The organism is Mesorhizobium sp. M7A.F.Ca.CA.002.15.2.1 (assembly GCF_003998715.1).
In the GTDB taxonomy this organism is placed as follows: domain Bacteria; phylum Pseudomonadota; class Alphaproteobacteria; order Rhizobiales; family Rhizobiaceae; genus Mesorhizobium; species Mesorhizobium ciceri.
The window spans coordinates 1-13,778 of record NZ_RZPI01000064.1; the positions used below are offsets into that span (position 1 = coordinate 1).

At 62.4% G+C, this 13,778-nt stretch carries 13 protein-coding genes; 6 read left to right on the forward strand and 7 right to left on the reverse strand.

The window, feature by feature from the left end:
* Positions 1-260 precede the first annotated feature (260 nt).
* The gene (locus ENZ74_RS06390) at positions 261-815 is read left to right on the forward strand and encodes an HdeD family acid-resistance protein (RefSeq protein ID WP_013532362.1); all 555 of its coding nucleotides are present in this window, start codon (positions 261-263) and stop codon (positions 813-815) included.
* A gap of 1 nt (position 816) precedes the next feature.
* Here the strand turns inward: ENZ74_RS06390 and ENZ74_RS06395 are convergent, their stop codons facing one another.
* On the reverse strand, positions 817-1,797 hold the full coding sequence (locus ENZ74_RS06395) for a bifunctional riboflavin kinase/FAD synthetase (protein WP_063170200.1): 981 nt from the start codon (positions 1,795-1,797) through the stop codon (positions 817-819).
* Positions 1,798-1,803: 6 nt separating this feature from the next.
* Complete coding sequence (locus tag ENZ74_RS06400; protein ID WP_063170199.1) at positions 1,804-2,664, reverse strand: TIGR01459 family HAD-type hydrolase; 861 nt, start codon at positions 2,662-2,664, stop codon at positions 1,804-1,806.
* Between the two features lie 230 nt (positions 2,665-2,894).
* Between ENZ74_RS06400 and ENZ74_RS06405 the strand changes: the two genes are divergently transcribed.
* Both ENZ74_RS06405 and ENZ74_RS06410 read left to right on the forward strand, forming a co-directional pair.
* Positions 2,895-4,880 carry a TadE/TadG family type IV pilus assembly protein gene (locus ENZ74_RS06405; RefSeq protein WP_027163218.1) on the forward strand — a complete coding sequence of 662 codons (1,986 nt, stop codon included), beginning with the start codon at positions 2,895-2,897 and terminating at the stop codon, positions 4,878-4,880.
* 131 nt (positions 4,881-5,011) lie between these two features.
* Positions 5,012-5,644: a LysE family translocator gene (locus ENZ74_RS06410; RefSeq protein WP_024504845.1), complete on the forward strand. Its 633-nt coding sequence runs from the start codon at positions 5,012-5,014 to the stop codon at positions 5,642-5,644.
* Positions 5,645-5,669: 25 nt separating this feature from the next.
* On the opposite strand, the gene ENZ74_RS06415 is transcribed toward ENZ74_RS06410, so the two are convergent.
* Both ENZ74_RS06415 and ENZ74_RS06420 read right to left on the reverse strand, forming a co-directional pair.
* Positions 5,670-6,521 carry a dienelactone hydrolase family protein gene (locus ENZ74_RS06415; RefSeq protein WP_063167719.1) on the reverse strand — a complete coding sequence of 284 codons (852 nt, stop codon included), beginning with the start codon at positions 6,519-6,521 and terminating at the stop codon, positions 5,670-5,672.
* Between the two features lie 14 nt (positions 6,522-6,535).
* A complete protein-coding gene (locus tag ENZ74_RS06420; RefSeq protein WP_013532367.1) occupies positions 6,536-7,360 on the reverse strand; it encodes a DUF2189 domain-containing protein in 825 nt (274 codons plus the stop codon).
* A gap of 300 nt (positions 7,361-7,660) precedes the next feature.
* Here ENZ74_RS06420 and ENZ74_RS06425 point away from each other — a divergent pair, with 300 nt between their 5' ends.
* On the forward strand, positions 7,661-8,884 hold the full coding sequence (locus tag ENZ74_RS06425; RefSeq protein ID WP_027163217.1) for a TadE/TadG family type IV pilus assembly protein: 1,224 nt from the start codon (positions 7,661-7,663) through the stop codon (positions 8,882-8,884).
* 251 nt (positions 8,885-9,135) lie between these two features.
* Complete coding sequence (locus tag ENZ74_RS06430; RefSeq protein WP_063167718.1) at positions 9,136-9,645, forward strand: CAP domain-containing protein; 510 nt, start codon at positions 9,136-9,138, stop codon at positions 9,643-9,645.
* Positions 9,646-9,694: 49 nt separating this feature from the next.
* On the opposite strand, the gene ENZ74_RS06435 is transcribed toward ENZ74_RS06430, so the two are convergent.
* The 3 genes from ENZ74_RS06435 to ENZ74_RS06445 all read right to left on the reverse strand — a co-directional run bounded on the left by ENZ74_RS06435 (position 9,695) and on the right by ENZ74_RS06445 (position 13,190).
* Entirely contained in the window at positions 9,695-11,227 is a 1,533-nt protein-coding gene (locus tag ENZ74_RS06435) for a DHA2 family efflux MFS transporter permease subunit (protein WP_013532370.1), read from the reverse strand.
* Positions 11,228-11,532: 305 nt separating this feature from the next.
* The gene (locus ENZ74_RS06440; RefSeq protein ID WP_013532371.1) at positions 11,533-12,714 is read right to left on the reverse strand and encodes an HlyD family secretion protein; all 1,182 of its coding nucleotides are present in this window, start codon (positions 12,712-12,714) and stop codon (positions 11,533-11,535) included.
* Positions 12,711-13,190 (reverse strand): MarR family transcriptional regulator, encoded by a 480-nt coding sequence (locus ENZ74_RS06445; RefSeq protein ID WP_063167717.1) that lies wholly within the window; start codon positions 13,188-13,190, stop codon positions 12,711-12,713. Before ENZ74_RS06445 ends, ENZ74_RS06440 begins: the two co-directional genes overlap by 4 nt.
* 195 nt (positions 13,191-13,385) lie before the next feature.
* Here ENZ74_RS06445 and ENZ74_RS06450 point away from each other — a divergent pair.
* Positions 13,386-13,778 (forward strand): CDP-alcohol phosphatidyltransferase family protein (locus tag ENZ74_RS06450; RefSeq protein ID WP_164760959.1); only part of this gene is annotated, 393 nt, incomplete at its 3' end.

Here is a 13,778-nt window from a genome sequence, read left to right on the forward strand (position 1 = left end):
GGCGGCGCCCGCCCCGCCCAGCACCGCAGCGGCCAACACTAGAGAGATTCTTCCGACCGGACTCATGGCCACTCCACTAACACGACACACACGATTACCGATGACAGCTTTGACGGCCGTTTGGTAAAATTTGATTTAAACCCGAGACATACGCTCGCGCTTTGCCGCGATGCCGCTGCCGGTCATCGACTGGACGTTGGCCCGCGCCCGGATTACCTTCCATCCGCAGTATTCCGCAGCCCTCGATGGAGACCGCGACAATGACCCTGCATGGCGACGCCCTGAAAATCGCGATCGAACAGACACGGACAAAATGGGGATGGTTTGTCGCGCTCGGTGTGCTGCTGCTCATCTTCGGCGGCATTGCCTTCGCCAACCTGTTCGTCGCCACGGTGGCTTCCGTCTACGTCGTGGGATGGCTGATGCTGATGGCGGGCATCATCGAGATCGTGCACGCGTTCGGCGTCAAGACCTGGAGCCGCTTCTTCTACTGGCTGCTCAGCGGACTGCTGTACGCCGTTGCCGGCTTCTTCGCTTTCGGCAATCCGTTGCTTGCCTCGGCGGTGCTGACATTCCTGCTGGCGATTGCGCTGGTCGCGTCAGGGGTGCTCAGGGCCTGGGTCGGCTACAGCCATCGGCCGGAACGCGGCTGGGGCTGGATCGTCGCTGCCGGTGTCATCACCGCGCTTGCGGGCCTGATCATCGCCATGGGCTGGCCGGTCAACAGCCTGTGGGTGCTCGGTCTGTTCCTGGCGATCGATCTGATCTTCCAGGGCTGGACCTTCATCGCCGTTGGCCTGGCACTGAAGAAGTAGCTTAAAATGCCATCGCAGCGTCGAGGTCGGAGAGCGGCCTGACGCCGGCAAGCAGCGCGCGTGCCTCGGCTTCATCGCGCTTCATCTGCGCGACCAGCGCGTCGAGCCCCTCGAACTTCACCTCCGGACGCAGGAAACCGAAGAAGGAAACCTGACAAACCTCGCCATAGAGGTCGCCGGAGAAATCGAAGACAAAGGTTTCCAGCAGCGGCGCGCCGTTGTCGTCGACTGTCGGGCGTCGGCCAAAGCTGGCGACGCCGTCGTGAAGCGTGCCGTCGGCGCGGCGGAAGCGGACGGCATAGATGCCCTCCCTGAGTGCGGCTTCAGCCGACAGCCTCATATTCGCGGTTGGAAAGCCAAGGGTGCGGCCAAGCTGCTGTCCGCCGACCACCTCGCTTTCGACGGTGAACCGGTAGCCGAGCAGACCGGCGGCTTCAGCCACTTCACCCTCGCCCAGCAATCCGCGGATACGGCTGGACGACACCACCTCGGCGCCCTCGTCCCGGAACGCGTCGACGAGCGTGACGCCGAAGCCGTGACGCTCGCCGGCCGCCATCAGGTAGGCCGGGCCGCCCTGACGATCCTTGCCGAAATGGAAGTCGAACCCGGTTACGGCGTGAGTAATGCCGAGGTTCGTTTCCAGCACATCCGTCACGAACGCTTCCGCCGACAGCGAGGCGAAGTCGCGCGTGAACGGCTGCTCGACGAGCGCGGCAAAGCCCAGCAGCGACAGCAGCCGCGCCTTCATCGGCGGCGGCGTCAGCACGAACAACGGGATATCAGGCCTGAAGATCTTGCGCGGATGCGGTTCGAATGTCAGCACCAGGGCCGGCACGCCGCGCCGTCCTGCCTCCGCCGAGGCTCGCTCGAGCACCGCCTGATGGCCGCGATGGACGCCATCGAAATTGCCGATCGCCACGACGCCGCCGCGCAGGTCGGCGGGAAGCGGCGCGGTTGCCAGGATGCGCTGGAAGGCTGCCATCGTCACCTACCGAAGTCTGGGAATGACGGCCACCGGACCATAGCCATGCTTTTCCAGGAAGGCCGCCAATCTTGCCGGATCCGGTTGCAGGGCATCGCCATAGTCGCGGGCATGGATACCGCCGGAGACATAAAGAACATCGAAGCCATTGTCGGCGGCGCCCTTCACATCGGTCATCATGCCGTCGCCGATGGCCAGCACCTGGCCGCGCTCGACCGGCTGGCCAAGAATCTCGGCAACCTCCTTCATCGCGAGATTGTAGATCGGCGCGTAAGGTTTTCCAGCGATCAATGTGCGGCCGCCGAGCTGGGCATAGTCACGCGCCAGCGCGCCGGCACACCAGATGATGCGTTCGCCACGTTCGACCACGATGTCGGGATTTGCGCAGATGAAAGGCAGGTTCCTGGCGCGCAGCCGCCGCAGGAGCTCCGCGTAATCCTCGGGCTTCTCGACCTCGTCGTCGAACAGGCCGGTACAGACGACGCCGGACGCCTCGAACTCCTCGACAAGCTCGACGTCGAGACCTTCATAGAGGGTGAAGTCGCGGTCGGCGCCGATATGGAAAATCTTGCGCGGCCCTTCGGCGATCAGATCCCGGGTCACGTCGCCTGAGGTAACCACCCGGTCGTAGGCTGACGGTGGAACACCGATCGCGTTCATCTGCGCCACGACATCGGCACTTCTGCGCGGCGAATTGGTGATCAGGACGACGGGGATTTTCGCCTCTCGAGCCCTTGCCAATGCGGAGGCCGCCACAGGGAAATGCGTTTCGCCATTATGGACCACGCCCCAGACGTCGCACAGGATTGCCGAATAGGCCTTCGACACGTCTTCGAGCGAGCCGATGATTTCAGGCGAATCCGCCATGCCGTTTCCTTCAGTCATGATCGTTGCGACCGCCACGACAGACGGTTCGCCGCAGCCGGTTCGGATTAGCCGAACCATTCCGGCCTGTCACCAGCTTTCGCCAGGCACGATTGGTTAGCGGTTGGTGAAGTGCTGACCCGGCAATAGAGCGATTTGCCAAACCCGGCCTTCAGCGTTTTGTGGAAAGCTGGCGTCGATCGAGAATCCGCCGGCGGGGGCCGCTCCAAGACATGCATGGACTTTGGCGTCAGTTCTGCCGCGACCAACGCGGCAACTATGCTCTTATGACGGTCGTCGCTATGGTTCCGCTGATGGGCGCCCTGGCAATGGCCGTCGACTTCACCGAGATGAGCCGCGAAAAACAGGCGGTTTCGAACGCGCTCGATGCCGCAAACTTCGCCACGGCGCGCCGGCTGACGGAGGGTGCCACCGACGACCAGTTGAGGGCCTATGCGCTCGACTTCTTCAATGCCAACCTCAACAAGATCAATCCCGCCAATACGACGCTCACCGTCACCTTGCCAAGCAACACCACCGGCGGCGGCTTGCTCAAGATGACCGCGCGGCTGGACTACAAGCCCTATTTCTATCCGGTCTTCGGCCAGCTCGTCGGCAAATCCGAAACCGACGCCAACCAGAGGATCAGCTTCAACATCACCTCGGAAGTGCGGCTGAAGAACACTCTTGAAGTCGCCCTGGTACTCGACAATTCCGGGTCGATGACCAAGACCGGAACGGGCTCGGGGCAAACGCGCATCGACCTTCTCAAGACCGCGGCAAAACAGCTGGTCGACACGCTGGCCCAGCAGGCGGCGATGATCAAGCAGGTCGACAGGCCGGTGCAGTTCGGCCTCGTGCCGTTTGCCGCCTCGGTCAATGTCGGGCCCGGCAACGGCAATGCGCCCTGGATGGATACCGAAGGATTGTCGCCGGTATCGAACGAGAATTTCGACTGGTCGACGCTGAACGCAGCCGACAAATACGCCCAGCAGACCAACGGCATCTGGTACAAGCGCGGCACCGGATGGGGAACCGACGAAGGCCAGATGCTGACCCGGTTTTCGCTCTATCGCGACATGAAGGTCGTCACCAACCATGAGCGTGTCGTCAACAGCAAGCGCGTGGTGTGCGACGAATACAACCCGAACAACACCTGCAAACGCGACCACGACGAATACGACTACATCGACACCTATGGCCCGTTCGCCAGTTGGCAGGGCTGCGTCGAGGCCAGGCCTTATCCCTACAATGTCAACGACGCGGCGCCTTCCGGCGGCTCGGCGAACACCGGCATAGGGGTCGGCGATCCGGCGACGATGTTTGTGCCGATGTTCGCCCCGGACGAACCCGGCAACCATTGGAGGCTCACCCAGGATCCCGACGAGGCCGCGCCGACGACCTATGGCGCCATCAACAGCTGGTGGAATGACGACCCGACGAGCAGCACCGGCCAATCCCGGCTGCGCAACATGTCCAAATATTTCCAACCGAGGCCGATCAATGCGCCGGCGCTGGCCGCCGGCAACGGGCCGAACTACAGCTGCTCCACCAACCCGATCACGCCGCTGACCGATGTCAGCGTTACCACTGGGCTTACCGCGATCAAGGCCGCGATCGACCTGATGAAGCCCGATGGCGGCACCAATGTTCCCGAAGGCATGGCCTGGGGTTGGCGGGTGGTTTCGAGCGGCGAGCCGTTCACGCAAGGCCGCCCGGAAACCGAGAGAGGCAACGACAAGGTCGTCATCGTGCTGACCGACGGCGCCAATACCTACTACACGCCGTCCTCGCTCAGCCATTCCGACCCCGCCGATTCGAAATCGACCTATGCGTCCTTCGGCTATCTCAACCCAGGCTACAACGGCACTTCGGTGGGCCGCCTGTTCATGGGCACATCGAGCGCCATTGGCCAGTTCGACTATTCGAACGGCAACTACACCAACGCGCTCAACGAGCAGATGGCGACGCTTTGCAACAACGCCAAGGCAGCCAATATCATGGTGATGACGGTGGCGCTCGACCTGTCGACGACCAAAACCGCCGATCAGCAGGCGATCGAGGCGCTGAAATCCTGCTCGTCGAACTCGCGCTTCCGCAAGGATCCAACGGACGCGAGCAAGCCGGCAAAACTGTTCTGGAATGCCACCGGCGCCAGCTTGTCGAACGATTTCAAGGAAATCGGCAACGAATTGTCGAACCTGCGCATCGTCGGCTGATCCTCAGGCTTCGGGGGCTGGCTGGAACAACGGCTGGCGCCGCCATGCACTTGCGCGCGCCTCCCGGGACAGGCACATCTTGGCCGCCTGCCGGATCGCGCGTCCATTCGCGGCGCGCTGGGGAAGAACAGATGCCCGAAACAGCCAATCATCTCGCCTTCGCGCTGGTCTGCCTCGGCATGGTGCTGACGCCTGGCCCCAACATGATCTATTTGATCTCGCGTTCCCTGTCGCAGGGGCCGAAGGCGGGGCTCATCTCGCTTGGCGGCGTGGCGCTCGGCTTTGTCTTCTATGTACTGGCGGCGGCATTCGGCATCACCGCGCTGCTGCTCGCAGTGCCCTACGCCTATGATGCGCTGCGCTTTGCCGGCGTGCTCTATCTCCTGTGGCTGGCCTGGCAGGCGGTGAAGCCGGGCGGACGCTCGCCATTCGAAGTGCGCGAATTGCCGAGGGACCGGCCGCGCAAGCTTTTCGCCATGGGCCTGATGACCAATCTGCTCAATCCGAAGGTGGCCGTGCTCTATCTGTCGCTGTTGCCGCAGTTCATCAGCCCCGGCAAGGGTCACGTCCTGTCGCAGCTCCTGGTGCTCGGCGCGACACAGATCTCGATCAGCCTCAGCGTCAATGCCGTCATCGCGGTAACGGCCGGTTCAATCGCCACCTTTCTCGCCGGACGGCCCTTGTGGCTGGTCATCCAGCGCTGGATGATGGGAACCGTGCTGGCGGCTCTTGCGCTGAAGATGGCGACAGACGCGCAGCGCTGAGAGTGCAAACCGGCGGTCGCCGCTGTCAGCCGCCGAAGACTTCTTTCAGGAATGCATGAGAGGCAAGGATGGATTGCTCGGCAGCATTGTACTGACCATAGGCCTCGATGCCGGTCTTCAATCCTGCGGAGTCAAATCCGTGACGAGCACCCGGGTAGACGTCAAGCTGCACAGAGCTTCCCTTGCCGCTGCGCTGCGTCATCATCTCCTGGCAATTTTTGGCGGGGGTCCGATCGTCCAGCTCGCCGATCAGGATCAAGGTCGGGACCGCCATGTCGCCATTCGTTGCCGAACAATCCGGATAGTAGGCGATCGCAGCCTTGAATTTGCGCTCCATAAGCCGCTCGTCTCCACCAGACTGCAAGGCCTCGAGCGTTGCGTTCCCGCCAGCGGAGAACCCCATCAACGCAATGCGCCGCGGGTCGACAAAACTGTATTTTGATAGGTATTCCAGAGCGCCGTAGGCGTCATATACGCGATCAACAGGGTGGAGGCCATCACAGGTCTCCTTAATGCCGCGGGTGCTGAAGCTGTCGACGACGAGGACGACGTAACCCCAGGAAGACAGTCGCTCGGACCAGGTTTTCCTTACACTTCGGGGCAAACCTGAACATCCGTGCAGAACCACGACAGCCGGGAACGGCCCCTCACCCGGCGGACGCGTTAAATACCCCTGCAGCGGCGTGCCGGGAACGGCCCTCGGGACGTTGCCGCCCGCTTGCGCAATGCGCTTCTGAAATGGCGTTGGCTCCGAAGCCGCGCTTTCAAACTGCACCGGCTGGTCAGCGCGCGCTGGCGCGGCATGCAGATAGCTACCGATACAAAGGCAGGTCAGACAGACGACCTTGTTGGGCAGTCTCGGCAGGGTGAAGGCCATGGGTGCCTGCTTCGTTACATCGGCCGTCTTATCTGCTGTGCCCGCTCCGGCTCGACCACCTTGCGGTAGAGATGCCAGGTGGCATGGCCGAGCACCGGCATGACGACGGCGAGCCCGGCAAACAGCGGGATCGAACCGATCACCAGAAGCACGGCGACCAGCAAGCCCCACAGCGCCATTTGCAGCGGGTTGGCCATCACCGCCCGGGCCGAGGTCTCGATGGCTGAGACGGCGCCGACGTCGCGGTCGAGCAGCAGCGGGAAGGCAACCACAGTGGTGGCCAGCACGATTACGGCAAAGACAAAGCCCGCGGCATTACCGGCAAGGATCAGCGTCCAGCCCTTACTGGTGGTCAGCACGTCGCGGATGAAGCCGCCGATCGAGGCCGGCGGCTGGTCTCCGAACAGGCCAGTGTAGATCGATTGCGCGGTGTAGAGCCACAACAGGAACAGCGCCACCAGCATGACGCCGATGACGGCGATCGACGGGATCGCGGACGAGCGCCGGACATCAAACGCGTGCCGCCAGGAGGTGTTCATGCCGAGCTCGCGCCGGCGGCTGATCTCGTAAAGGCCGAGCGCCGCAAACGGCCCGACCAGAGCGAAACCCGACATCAGGGGATAGATGAGCTGGATGGCATTGGCGCCGGACGTCCACTGCGTCAGGATCAGGCCGACGATGGGATAGATCAGGCACAGGAACACGTAGTGCGATGGTTTTGCCCAGAAATCCTCGAACCCGAGACGCAACGCATCCCAAAGGTCCGACGTGGTGATGCGGCGCACCGTCGGCTGCACATGCATTCCACGTGCGTCCGCCATGACATGAAAGCCGGCCATAACCTTCCTCCCGTGTGTCGGGGCGGTCACCGCCTGGATGGCCGCCAGAGCTGCCACTTCAAGATCGAGAAGCATGATAGCAGAGTTGGCGGCGATTGTCGCCGGGTCAATGGCCTGGGGAGCAACTCCTCGTTGTGTTCAACTCTCCGTATGGCCTCTCATATGGCGTACCTTGGCAGACCTTCGTTTTGGCCAATCATTGTGCTGCATTTTAGCATTTACGCATTTTAGCATTTACTTAAATTACTCGTAGGGATCCCTGGCGTATCACCTGAGCTTTACGAGTTTCGGCGAGGGACTATGTTCGCATTGAAAGCCTTCTGGTCTTCGGAGCGCGGCAACTTTGCCATAACGACCGCCTTCGCTATGCTGCCAATAATGATTGGTTTGGCCGGCGCCGTCGATCTGATCGGCACGAGCCATGACGCCTCGCAACTCCAGAACTCGCTGGACGCGGCTGGGCTCGCCATCGGCACGAAGTTCTCTCCCGATATGGCGGCTGGCGATGTCCAGCAGCTTGGGCTGCAGTTCTTCGCCGCCAATATGAGCGCGGCCGACCAGCAGGAATATTTGGGCAGCGTCTCCGCTTTCGCGGCAACGGCAAGCGGCAGTCCAAGCGCCTACTTTATCTCGCTGTCGTCCAGCATAAGCCGCCCAAGCTTCATCAGCGCCTCGGCCCCCTGGCAGGCCTACCGCTCGGCCTCGGTCAAGATAAAACCTGGCGCGCAGGCCTGCGTGCTGGCGCTCGATCCGCATGCGTCCGCCGCCGTGAACCTGCAGGGCTCGACCAACGTCTCGATGGACAATTGCGTGATCGCGGCGAACTCGGACGCGTCGGATTCCGTCAACAGGGGTGGTTCCGCACTGGTTTCGGCCGGCTGTGTCTCAACCGTCGGTGGCACCAGCGGGCTGTTGCCACCCAGCGCCAGTCTCGCCTGCGGAACGCCGCACGAACATAGGTACGCATCCTTTGATCCATTGGCCGACGTCGTTCCTCCCCCTTACACATTGTGTTTGCCTGTCCCGAACGGCAAAACCTACACGCTGTCGCCCGGCACTTATTGCGACAAGACATTATCGGGGAACATCACGCTTAATCCGGGCGTCTACATCATGCGCGGCACCACCATAAAGCCAGGGGGAAACGGCAGCCTGACTGGCCAGGGCGTGACCATTTTCCTCATGGAAAGCGCTCAGATCTACATAAATGCCAATGAGAAGGTGAACCTTTCCCCGCCCACCAGCGGCCCTTATGCTGGCATCACCATTTTCCAGGATCACGGCAACACGTCTGCCCTGACATTGAATGGTGGCGCAAATTCCGTGCTCAGCGGTTTCATCTACGCGCCGGACGCGCCCATTTCCTACGCCGGCAATTCTGATATGAGCGCCCAGGGCGACTGTCTCAGGCTTGTCGGCAATACGATACAGATGACCGGGAACTCGTCCGTCAAGTCCGACTGCGCGGCGGCGCTTGGAAATCGCACAATGTATGCCGATCGGATGATCACTCTGGTGAAATGAGAGACAACCTGACGTGCGGCGGCGCCAGCGGTAGCGTTGAGAAAAATGGCGGTAACGCACGGCCGGATCGGTTTCGATGCGAGGCGCAATCCGGCCAGCCTGGGATAGGCAGCGCCGTCGATCGCCTGGTGAAATTCCGCCCAGCATGCCACGCCGATCAGCGTTGTACCGGCCAGCGTCAGTCTGTCGCCCCCTCTTCGATTTTCGCCGCCCTGCCCGGCAAAAGCCATGATCGCTATTATCTCAGAGGCATGACCATAGCGAAAATCGAAACCCACCCGATCCCGAAGCTGAACAGGCGCATGGTGCTGACCGGCCTCGCAGCCCTGGCGGGGCTCGCCGCCTGCAGCACCGTTTCACTGCCAACCGGCGAAGGCGCCGGGGTCTCCTCCTCCGCCACCAGCACGCTGGCCAGCATCCGCGCCTCGGCCGGGCTCGCGCCGCTGGTCCCCGACCGGCAGCTCGAACAGGCCGCCCTGCAGCAGGCAGGCTACATGGCGCAGCGCCGCCGCATGAGCCACACCACCGGCTGGGGCAAGGATTTCGCCTCGCGCGTCAGGGACAATAGAATTTCCGGTGCCGCGGCGGAGAACATCGCCGAGGGTCGTTTCGACCTCGATAAGCTGTTCGACATCTGGGTGCATTCACCAGGCCATCGCCGCAACATGCTCGACCCGCGCTTCACACGCTTCGGCCTTGCCTATGTGCGCGACGGCAGCGACAGCAAGCTCCGTTACTGGAGCCTCGTGCTCGGAAAATAGGAAAACGTGCCGGTTCGGTGCGCCACACCCAAGACGATTTGATGGAAAGCTAGTCCATATGCGCCGCCGGCGCGCCGCCGGCTGGCGCCTGCTTCGGCTTGCGCAGCAGGAAAACAAACGGGATGGCAAGCAGTGTCATCACCATGAGTATTTTGAAGTCGTTGACGTAGGAGATCATCATGGCCTGGAGATTGACCATGCGATCGACCTGCGAGAGCGCCGTTGGGTCGCCGCCTGCGGCCGCCGGCGAGACAGCCCACAGATTGGGGTTGAACGGATTGATGAAGGCCGAAAGCTCGGCATGGTTGATCTGCGTGTTGCGCACCATCAACACCGTCACGACCGACACGCCGATCGACGAGCCAAGATTGCGCACCAGGCTGAACAGAGCCGTGGCATCGGTGCGGAAGCGCACGTCAAGCGTGGCGAAGGCGACGGTCGACAACGGCACGAACACCATCCCCATGCCCAGGCCCTGGATGACGCCGGAGCTGATGATCAGCCAATTGTCCATCTGCGGGGTGAAGCTGGACATGGTGTAGAGCGACTGCGCGGTCAGCAGGAAGCCGATGACGACGAGGATCCTGGCGTCAATCCTGCTCATGAGCCGCCCGACGACGAGCATCGAGATCATGGTGCCGACGCCGCGTGGCCCCATGACGATGCCGATGGTGACGGTCGGATAGCCGAAGATGGTCGACAGCATCGGCGGCAGCAGCGACATGCTCGCCAGGATGAGCACACCCATGACGAAGATGAATGCGAGCCCGGTCACGAAATTGCGGTCGAGGAAGATCTTGGGATCGATGAAGGGGTGCTCGGCCGTCATGGTGTGAATGATGAACACCCAGAAGCCGGTGAGCGAAAGACCAAGTTCGATCCAGATCTCGACCGAGGAAAACCAGTCGACCTCGCCGCCGCGGTCGAGCAGCAGCTGAAGCGCGCCGACGCCGAGCGATATCATGGCGAAGCCGAAGAAATCGAAGCCGCGCACGCGCCGCGCGATAGCCGGCAAATAAGCGGCCATACCGAGAAAGGCGACGATGCCGACCGGCAGATTGATGAAGAACACCCAACGCCAGTTGAAATTCTCGGTCAGCCAGCCACCGAGTGTCGGGCCCAGAATCGGACCCAGCATGATACCGGCGCCCCAGATGGCCATCGCCTGGCCATGGCGTTCCCTGGGATTGATGTCGAGCAGGAAGGTCTGCGACAGAGGCACGATCGCGGCGCCGAACACGCCTTGCATCAGCCGGAAGAACACCATGGTCTCCAGGCTCCAGGCGATGCCGCACAGCATCGAAAACACGGTGAAGCCGACCACCGCCGTCAGGAACAGTTCCTTGCGGCCGAAGCGATCGGCCAGCCAGCCGGTGACCGGCGTCATGATGGCGGCGGCAACGATGTAGGAGGTCAGCACCCAATTGATGTTGTCAGGCGAGGCGCCGAGATCGCCGGTCATGGTCGGCAGCGCGACGTTGGCGATCGTCGTGTCGAGCGCCTGCATGATCGTCGCCAACATGAGCGCGACCGTGATCAGGCCGCGATGCGGCACTTCTTTGAAGGGTTCGGGCGTGCTCATGGCGTGGAACTTCCAGCAGGTAACAAAAACGTGTACAAGGGGTTTCCGGGCGGCAACGCCTTCCGTTGAGAGACCCTCGTCGCGGTGGGACGCGATTGTCGATGTGGGGGTTACATCGACTGAAAGTCTCTGATCAGCGGATGCCTGCCGCCCGGAAACATGAGGACCGACGGGTCCGCGTCGGAGATTTCAGACTTCGGCCAGGCCGCTATGCGGCGTGCCCAAACGCTGATCCTTCCAGCTCCTCCCATCAGACCAATCCTGCTATTCACCTCCGCCGCTGGTCCTGCGGCATTCTGTTGACGTTACTGCGCGGCCTCGCCGGCCGTGGCGTGACCGAAGATCGAAGGCAGGCCACGCGCCACGCCGGTGTCGACGGTAACGGTGGCGCTCATGCCGGTGCGCAACGCCATCTTGGCGTCCGCATCGGTCAGTTCGAGACGAACCGGGATGCGCTGTGTGACCTTGACCCAGTTGCCGGTGGCATTCTGGGCCGGCAGCAGCGAGAACTCGGCTCCCGTGCCGGCGCCGATCGCCTTGACCGTCGCCTCGAAGGTGCGCCCCGGATAGGTGTCGACCACGATCTCGGCCTTCTGGCCGGGCTTCATGTGGGTGAGCTGCGTTTCCTTGAAATTGGCATCGATCCAAGTGTCGCCGGTCTCGACCAGCGAAAACAGCGGCGTGCCGGAACCGACATACTGGCCGACCTTGAACGACGAGGCCTGGCTGACGATGCCGTCAGCCGGCGCCTTGACCGTGGTCTGCGCCAGGTCGTAGGCGGCCTTGTCGCGCGCGGCGAGCGCGGCCATCACGGTCGGATGCTTGTCGGTTTCGATGTCGGGATTGCCGCCAAGGGCTGCCTTGGCGCTGATGATGCCTTGCTCGGCAACGGCGAGCTGCTGCTTGGCCTTGTCGAGATCGTTCTTGGCTTCGTCCAGCGACGATTTGGCGTTGATGCCCTTCTGGGCAAGATCGGCGGCGCGGTCGAACTGCGACTGGGCGAAGGCGACCTGGCTGGCATCGGACTTCTGCTGAGCCATCGACTGGCCATAGGCGGCGCGCAACTGCTCGACATTGAGACGCGCGCCCGCCACCGCCGCGTCGGCCTGCGCCAACGCGATCCGGTAGGGCTCGGGGTCGATGGCAAACAGCTCGTCACCCTGCTTGACCAGCTGGTTATCGAAGATGTCGACCTTGACGATGCGGCCGGCCGTGTCGGAAGCGATCGACACCTTGGCCTGCTGCAGATTGGCGTTCTCGGTCTCCTGATAGCGGCCGCCGGTAACCCAGACATAGCCGCCGCCAACAGCCAATGCCGCAGGCAGCGCGACCATCAGCAGGAAGCGGCCCAGCCGGCGCTTTTTCTTCACCGGCGCCGGAGCCGGCTGCACCGGGGGAGCAACGGTCGCCGGGGCCGCGGCCGGCTGCGCCGGCGCTTCCATTTCCAGTTCGGTCACTTTCTCGTCTATCTTGGCTACCGCGTTCATGCTGCTGCGCCCTCTGTGTTCTTCACTTTTTCAATGGACGGCGTCTCGTCGTCGGTCAGGTTGCGGACCATCGCCTCAAGTCCCTCGACGAGGATGCGACGGGCTTCCGGTTTCACGTTGACAAGCGATTCCTCATAGACTTCCCCGGCAATGCTCTTGATCACGGCGTAGGCATCGCTTGCCTTGGGCGTCAGGAAGATCATGCGGACGCGGCGATCGGCAGCGTCGGAACGACGCTCGATCCAGCCTCCCTCCTCCATGCGGTCGACCAGGCGCGAAACGCTGATCGGCTCGATTTCGAGAAGTTCGGCCAGCCGCGCCTGCGCGACACCGTCTTCCTTGGCAACGCGGACCAGAAGCCGCCATTGCGCCGAAGAAAGCCCCAAGCCACTGGCCCTCGCCTCGAAGCGCTTGCGCATCAGGCGCTGCACGTCGTGGATCAAGAAGCCCAATCTGTCGATGCCATCGGAAACCATGAGCGGGATATATAATAAGCGTGCTCACTATTCAAGGTGCCGCAGTGCACACAAAGCCGACAAATGTGCATGACAGCTTTGCCGGGCCAATCATGGTTATCGATTTGCGAACGCATGATGGCCGCGCCGCCTCTCCGCTGGTCGCGTCTGGCATATTGATGTACAGCCGCTGAACAGGATCGGGGGATCAACGCAATGCCGACGCTTTACGCTCTCAAGCCGGCCTTCCAGGGCCGACTGCGGCCGCTGGTCAATCGGCTGGCGGCCATCGGGGTCACCGCAAACAGCATAACCATCCTGGCGGCCGCGATGTCGATAGCCGCCGGCGCGGCCATTGCGATCCGGCATGAATGGCGCTGGCTGCTGTTGCTTATCCCCGTGGTGATGTTCGTGCGCATGGCGCTGAATGCCGTGGACGGCATGCTGGCGCGCGAGCATGGCCAAGCCTCGACGCTCGGCATGTATCTTAACGAGTTGTGCGACGTCGTTTCGGACCTCGCGCTGATCTTGCCTTTTGCCGTCTTTCCGGAATTTGGCGCATGGGGCGTCGTCGCCTTCGCAATATCGGCGGTTCTTACCCAGTTTTCC

What these genes read in the sequence shown, in the direction of transcription:
- ENZ74_RS06390 (WP_013532362.1), top strand. Translation starts at nt 261, where the DNA reads ATGACCCTGCATGGCGACGCCCTGAAAATCGCGATCGAACAGACACGG.
- ENZ74_RS06395 (WP_063170200.1), bottom strand. Translation starts at nt 1,797, where the DNA reads ATGGCAGCCTTCCAGCGCATCCTGGCAACCGCGCCGCTTCCCGCCGAC.
- ENZ74_RS06400 (WP_063170199.1), bottom strand. Translation starts at nt 2,664, where the DNA reads ATGGCGGATTCGCCTGAAATCATCGGCTCGCTCGAAGACGTGTCGAAG.
- ENZ74_RS06405 (WP_027163218.1), top strand. Translation starts at nt 2,895, where the DNA reads ATGCATGGACTTTGGCGTCAGTTCTGCCGCGACCAACGCGGCAACTAT.
- ENZ74_RS06410 (WP_024504845.1), top strand. Translation starts at nt 5,012, where the DNA reads ATGCCCGAAACAGCCAATCATCTCGCCTTCGCGCTGGTCTGCCTCGGC.
- ENZ74_RS06415 (WP_063167719.1), bottom strand. Translation starts at nt 6,521, where the DNA reads ATGGCCTTCACCCTGCCGAGACTGCCCAACAAGGTCGTCTGTCTGACC.
- ENZ74_RS06420 (WP_013532367.1), bottom strand. Translation starts at nt 7,360, where the DNA reads ATGGCCGGCTTTCATGTCATGGCGGACGCACGTGGAATGCATGTGCAG.
- ENZ74_RS06425 (WP_027163217.1), top strand. Translation starts at nt 7,661, where the DNA reads ATGTTCGCATTGAAAGCCTTCTGGTCTTCGGAGCGCGGCAACTTTGCC.
- ENZ74_RS06430 (WP_063167718.1), top strand. Translation starts at nt 9,136, where the DNA reads ATGACCATAGCGAAAATCGAAACCCACCCGATCCCGAAGCTGAACAGG.
- ENZ74_RS06435 (WP_013532370.1), bottom strand. Translation starts at nt 11,227, where the DNA reads ATGAGCACGCCCGAACCCTTCAAAGAAGTGCCGCATCGCGGCCTGATC.
- ENZ74_RS06440 (WP_013532371.1), bottom strand. Translation starts at nt 12,714, where the DNA reads ATGAACGCGGTAGCCAAGATAGACGAGAAAGTGACCGAACTGGAAATG.
- ENZ74_RS06445 (WP_063167717.1), bottom strand. Translation starts at nt 13,190, where the DNA reads ATGGTTTCCGATGGCATCGACAGATTGGGCTTCTTGATCCACGACGTG.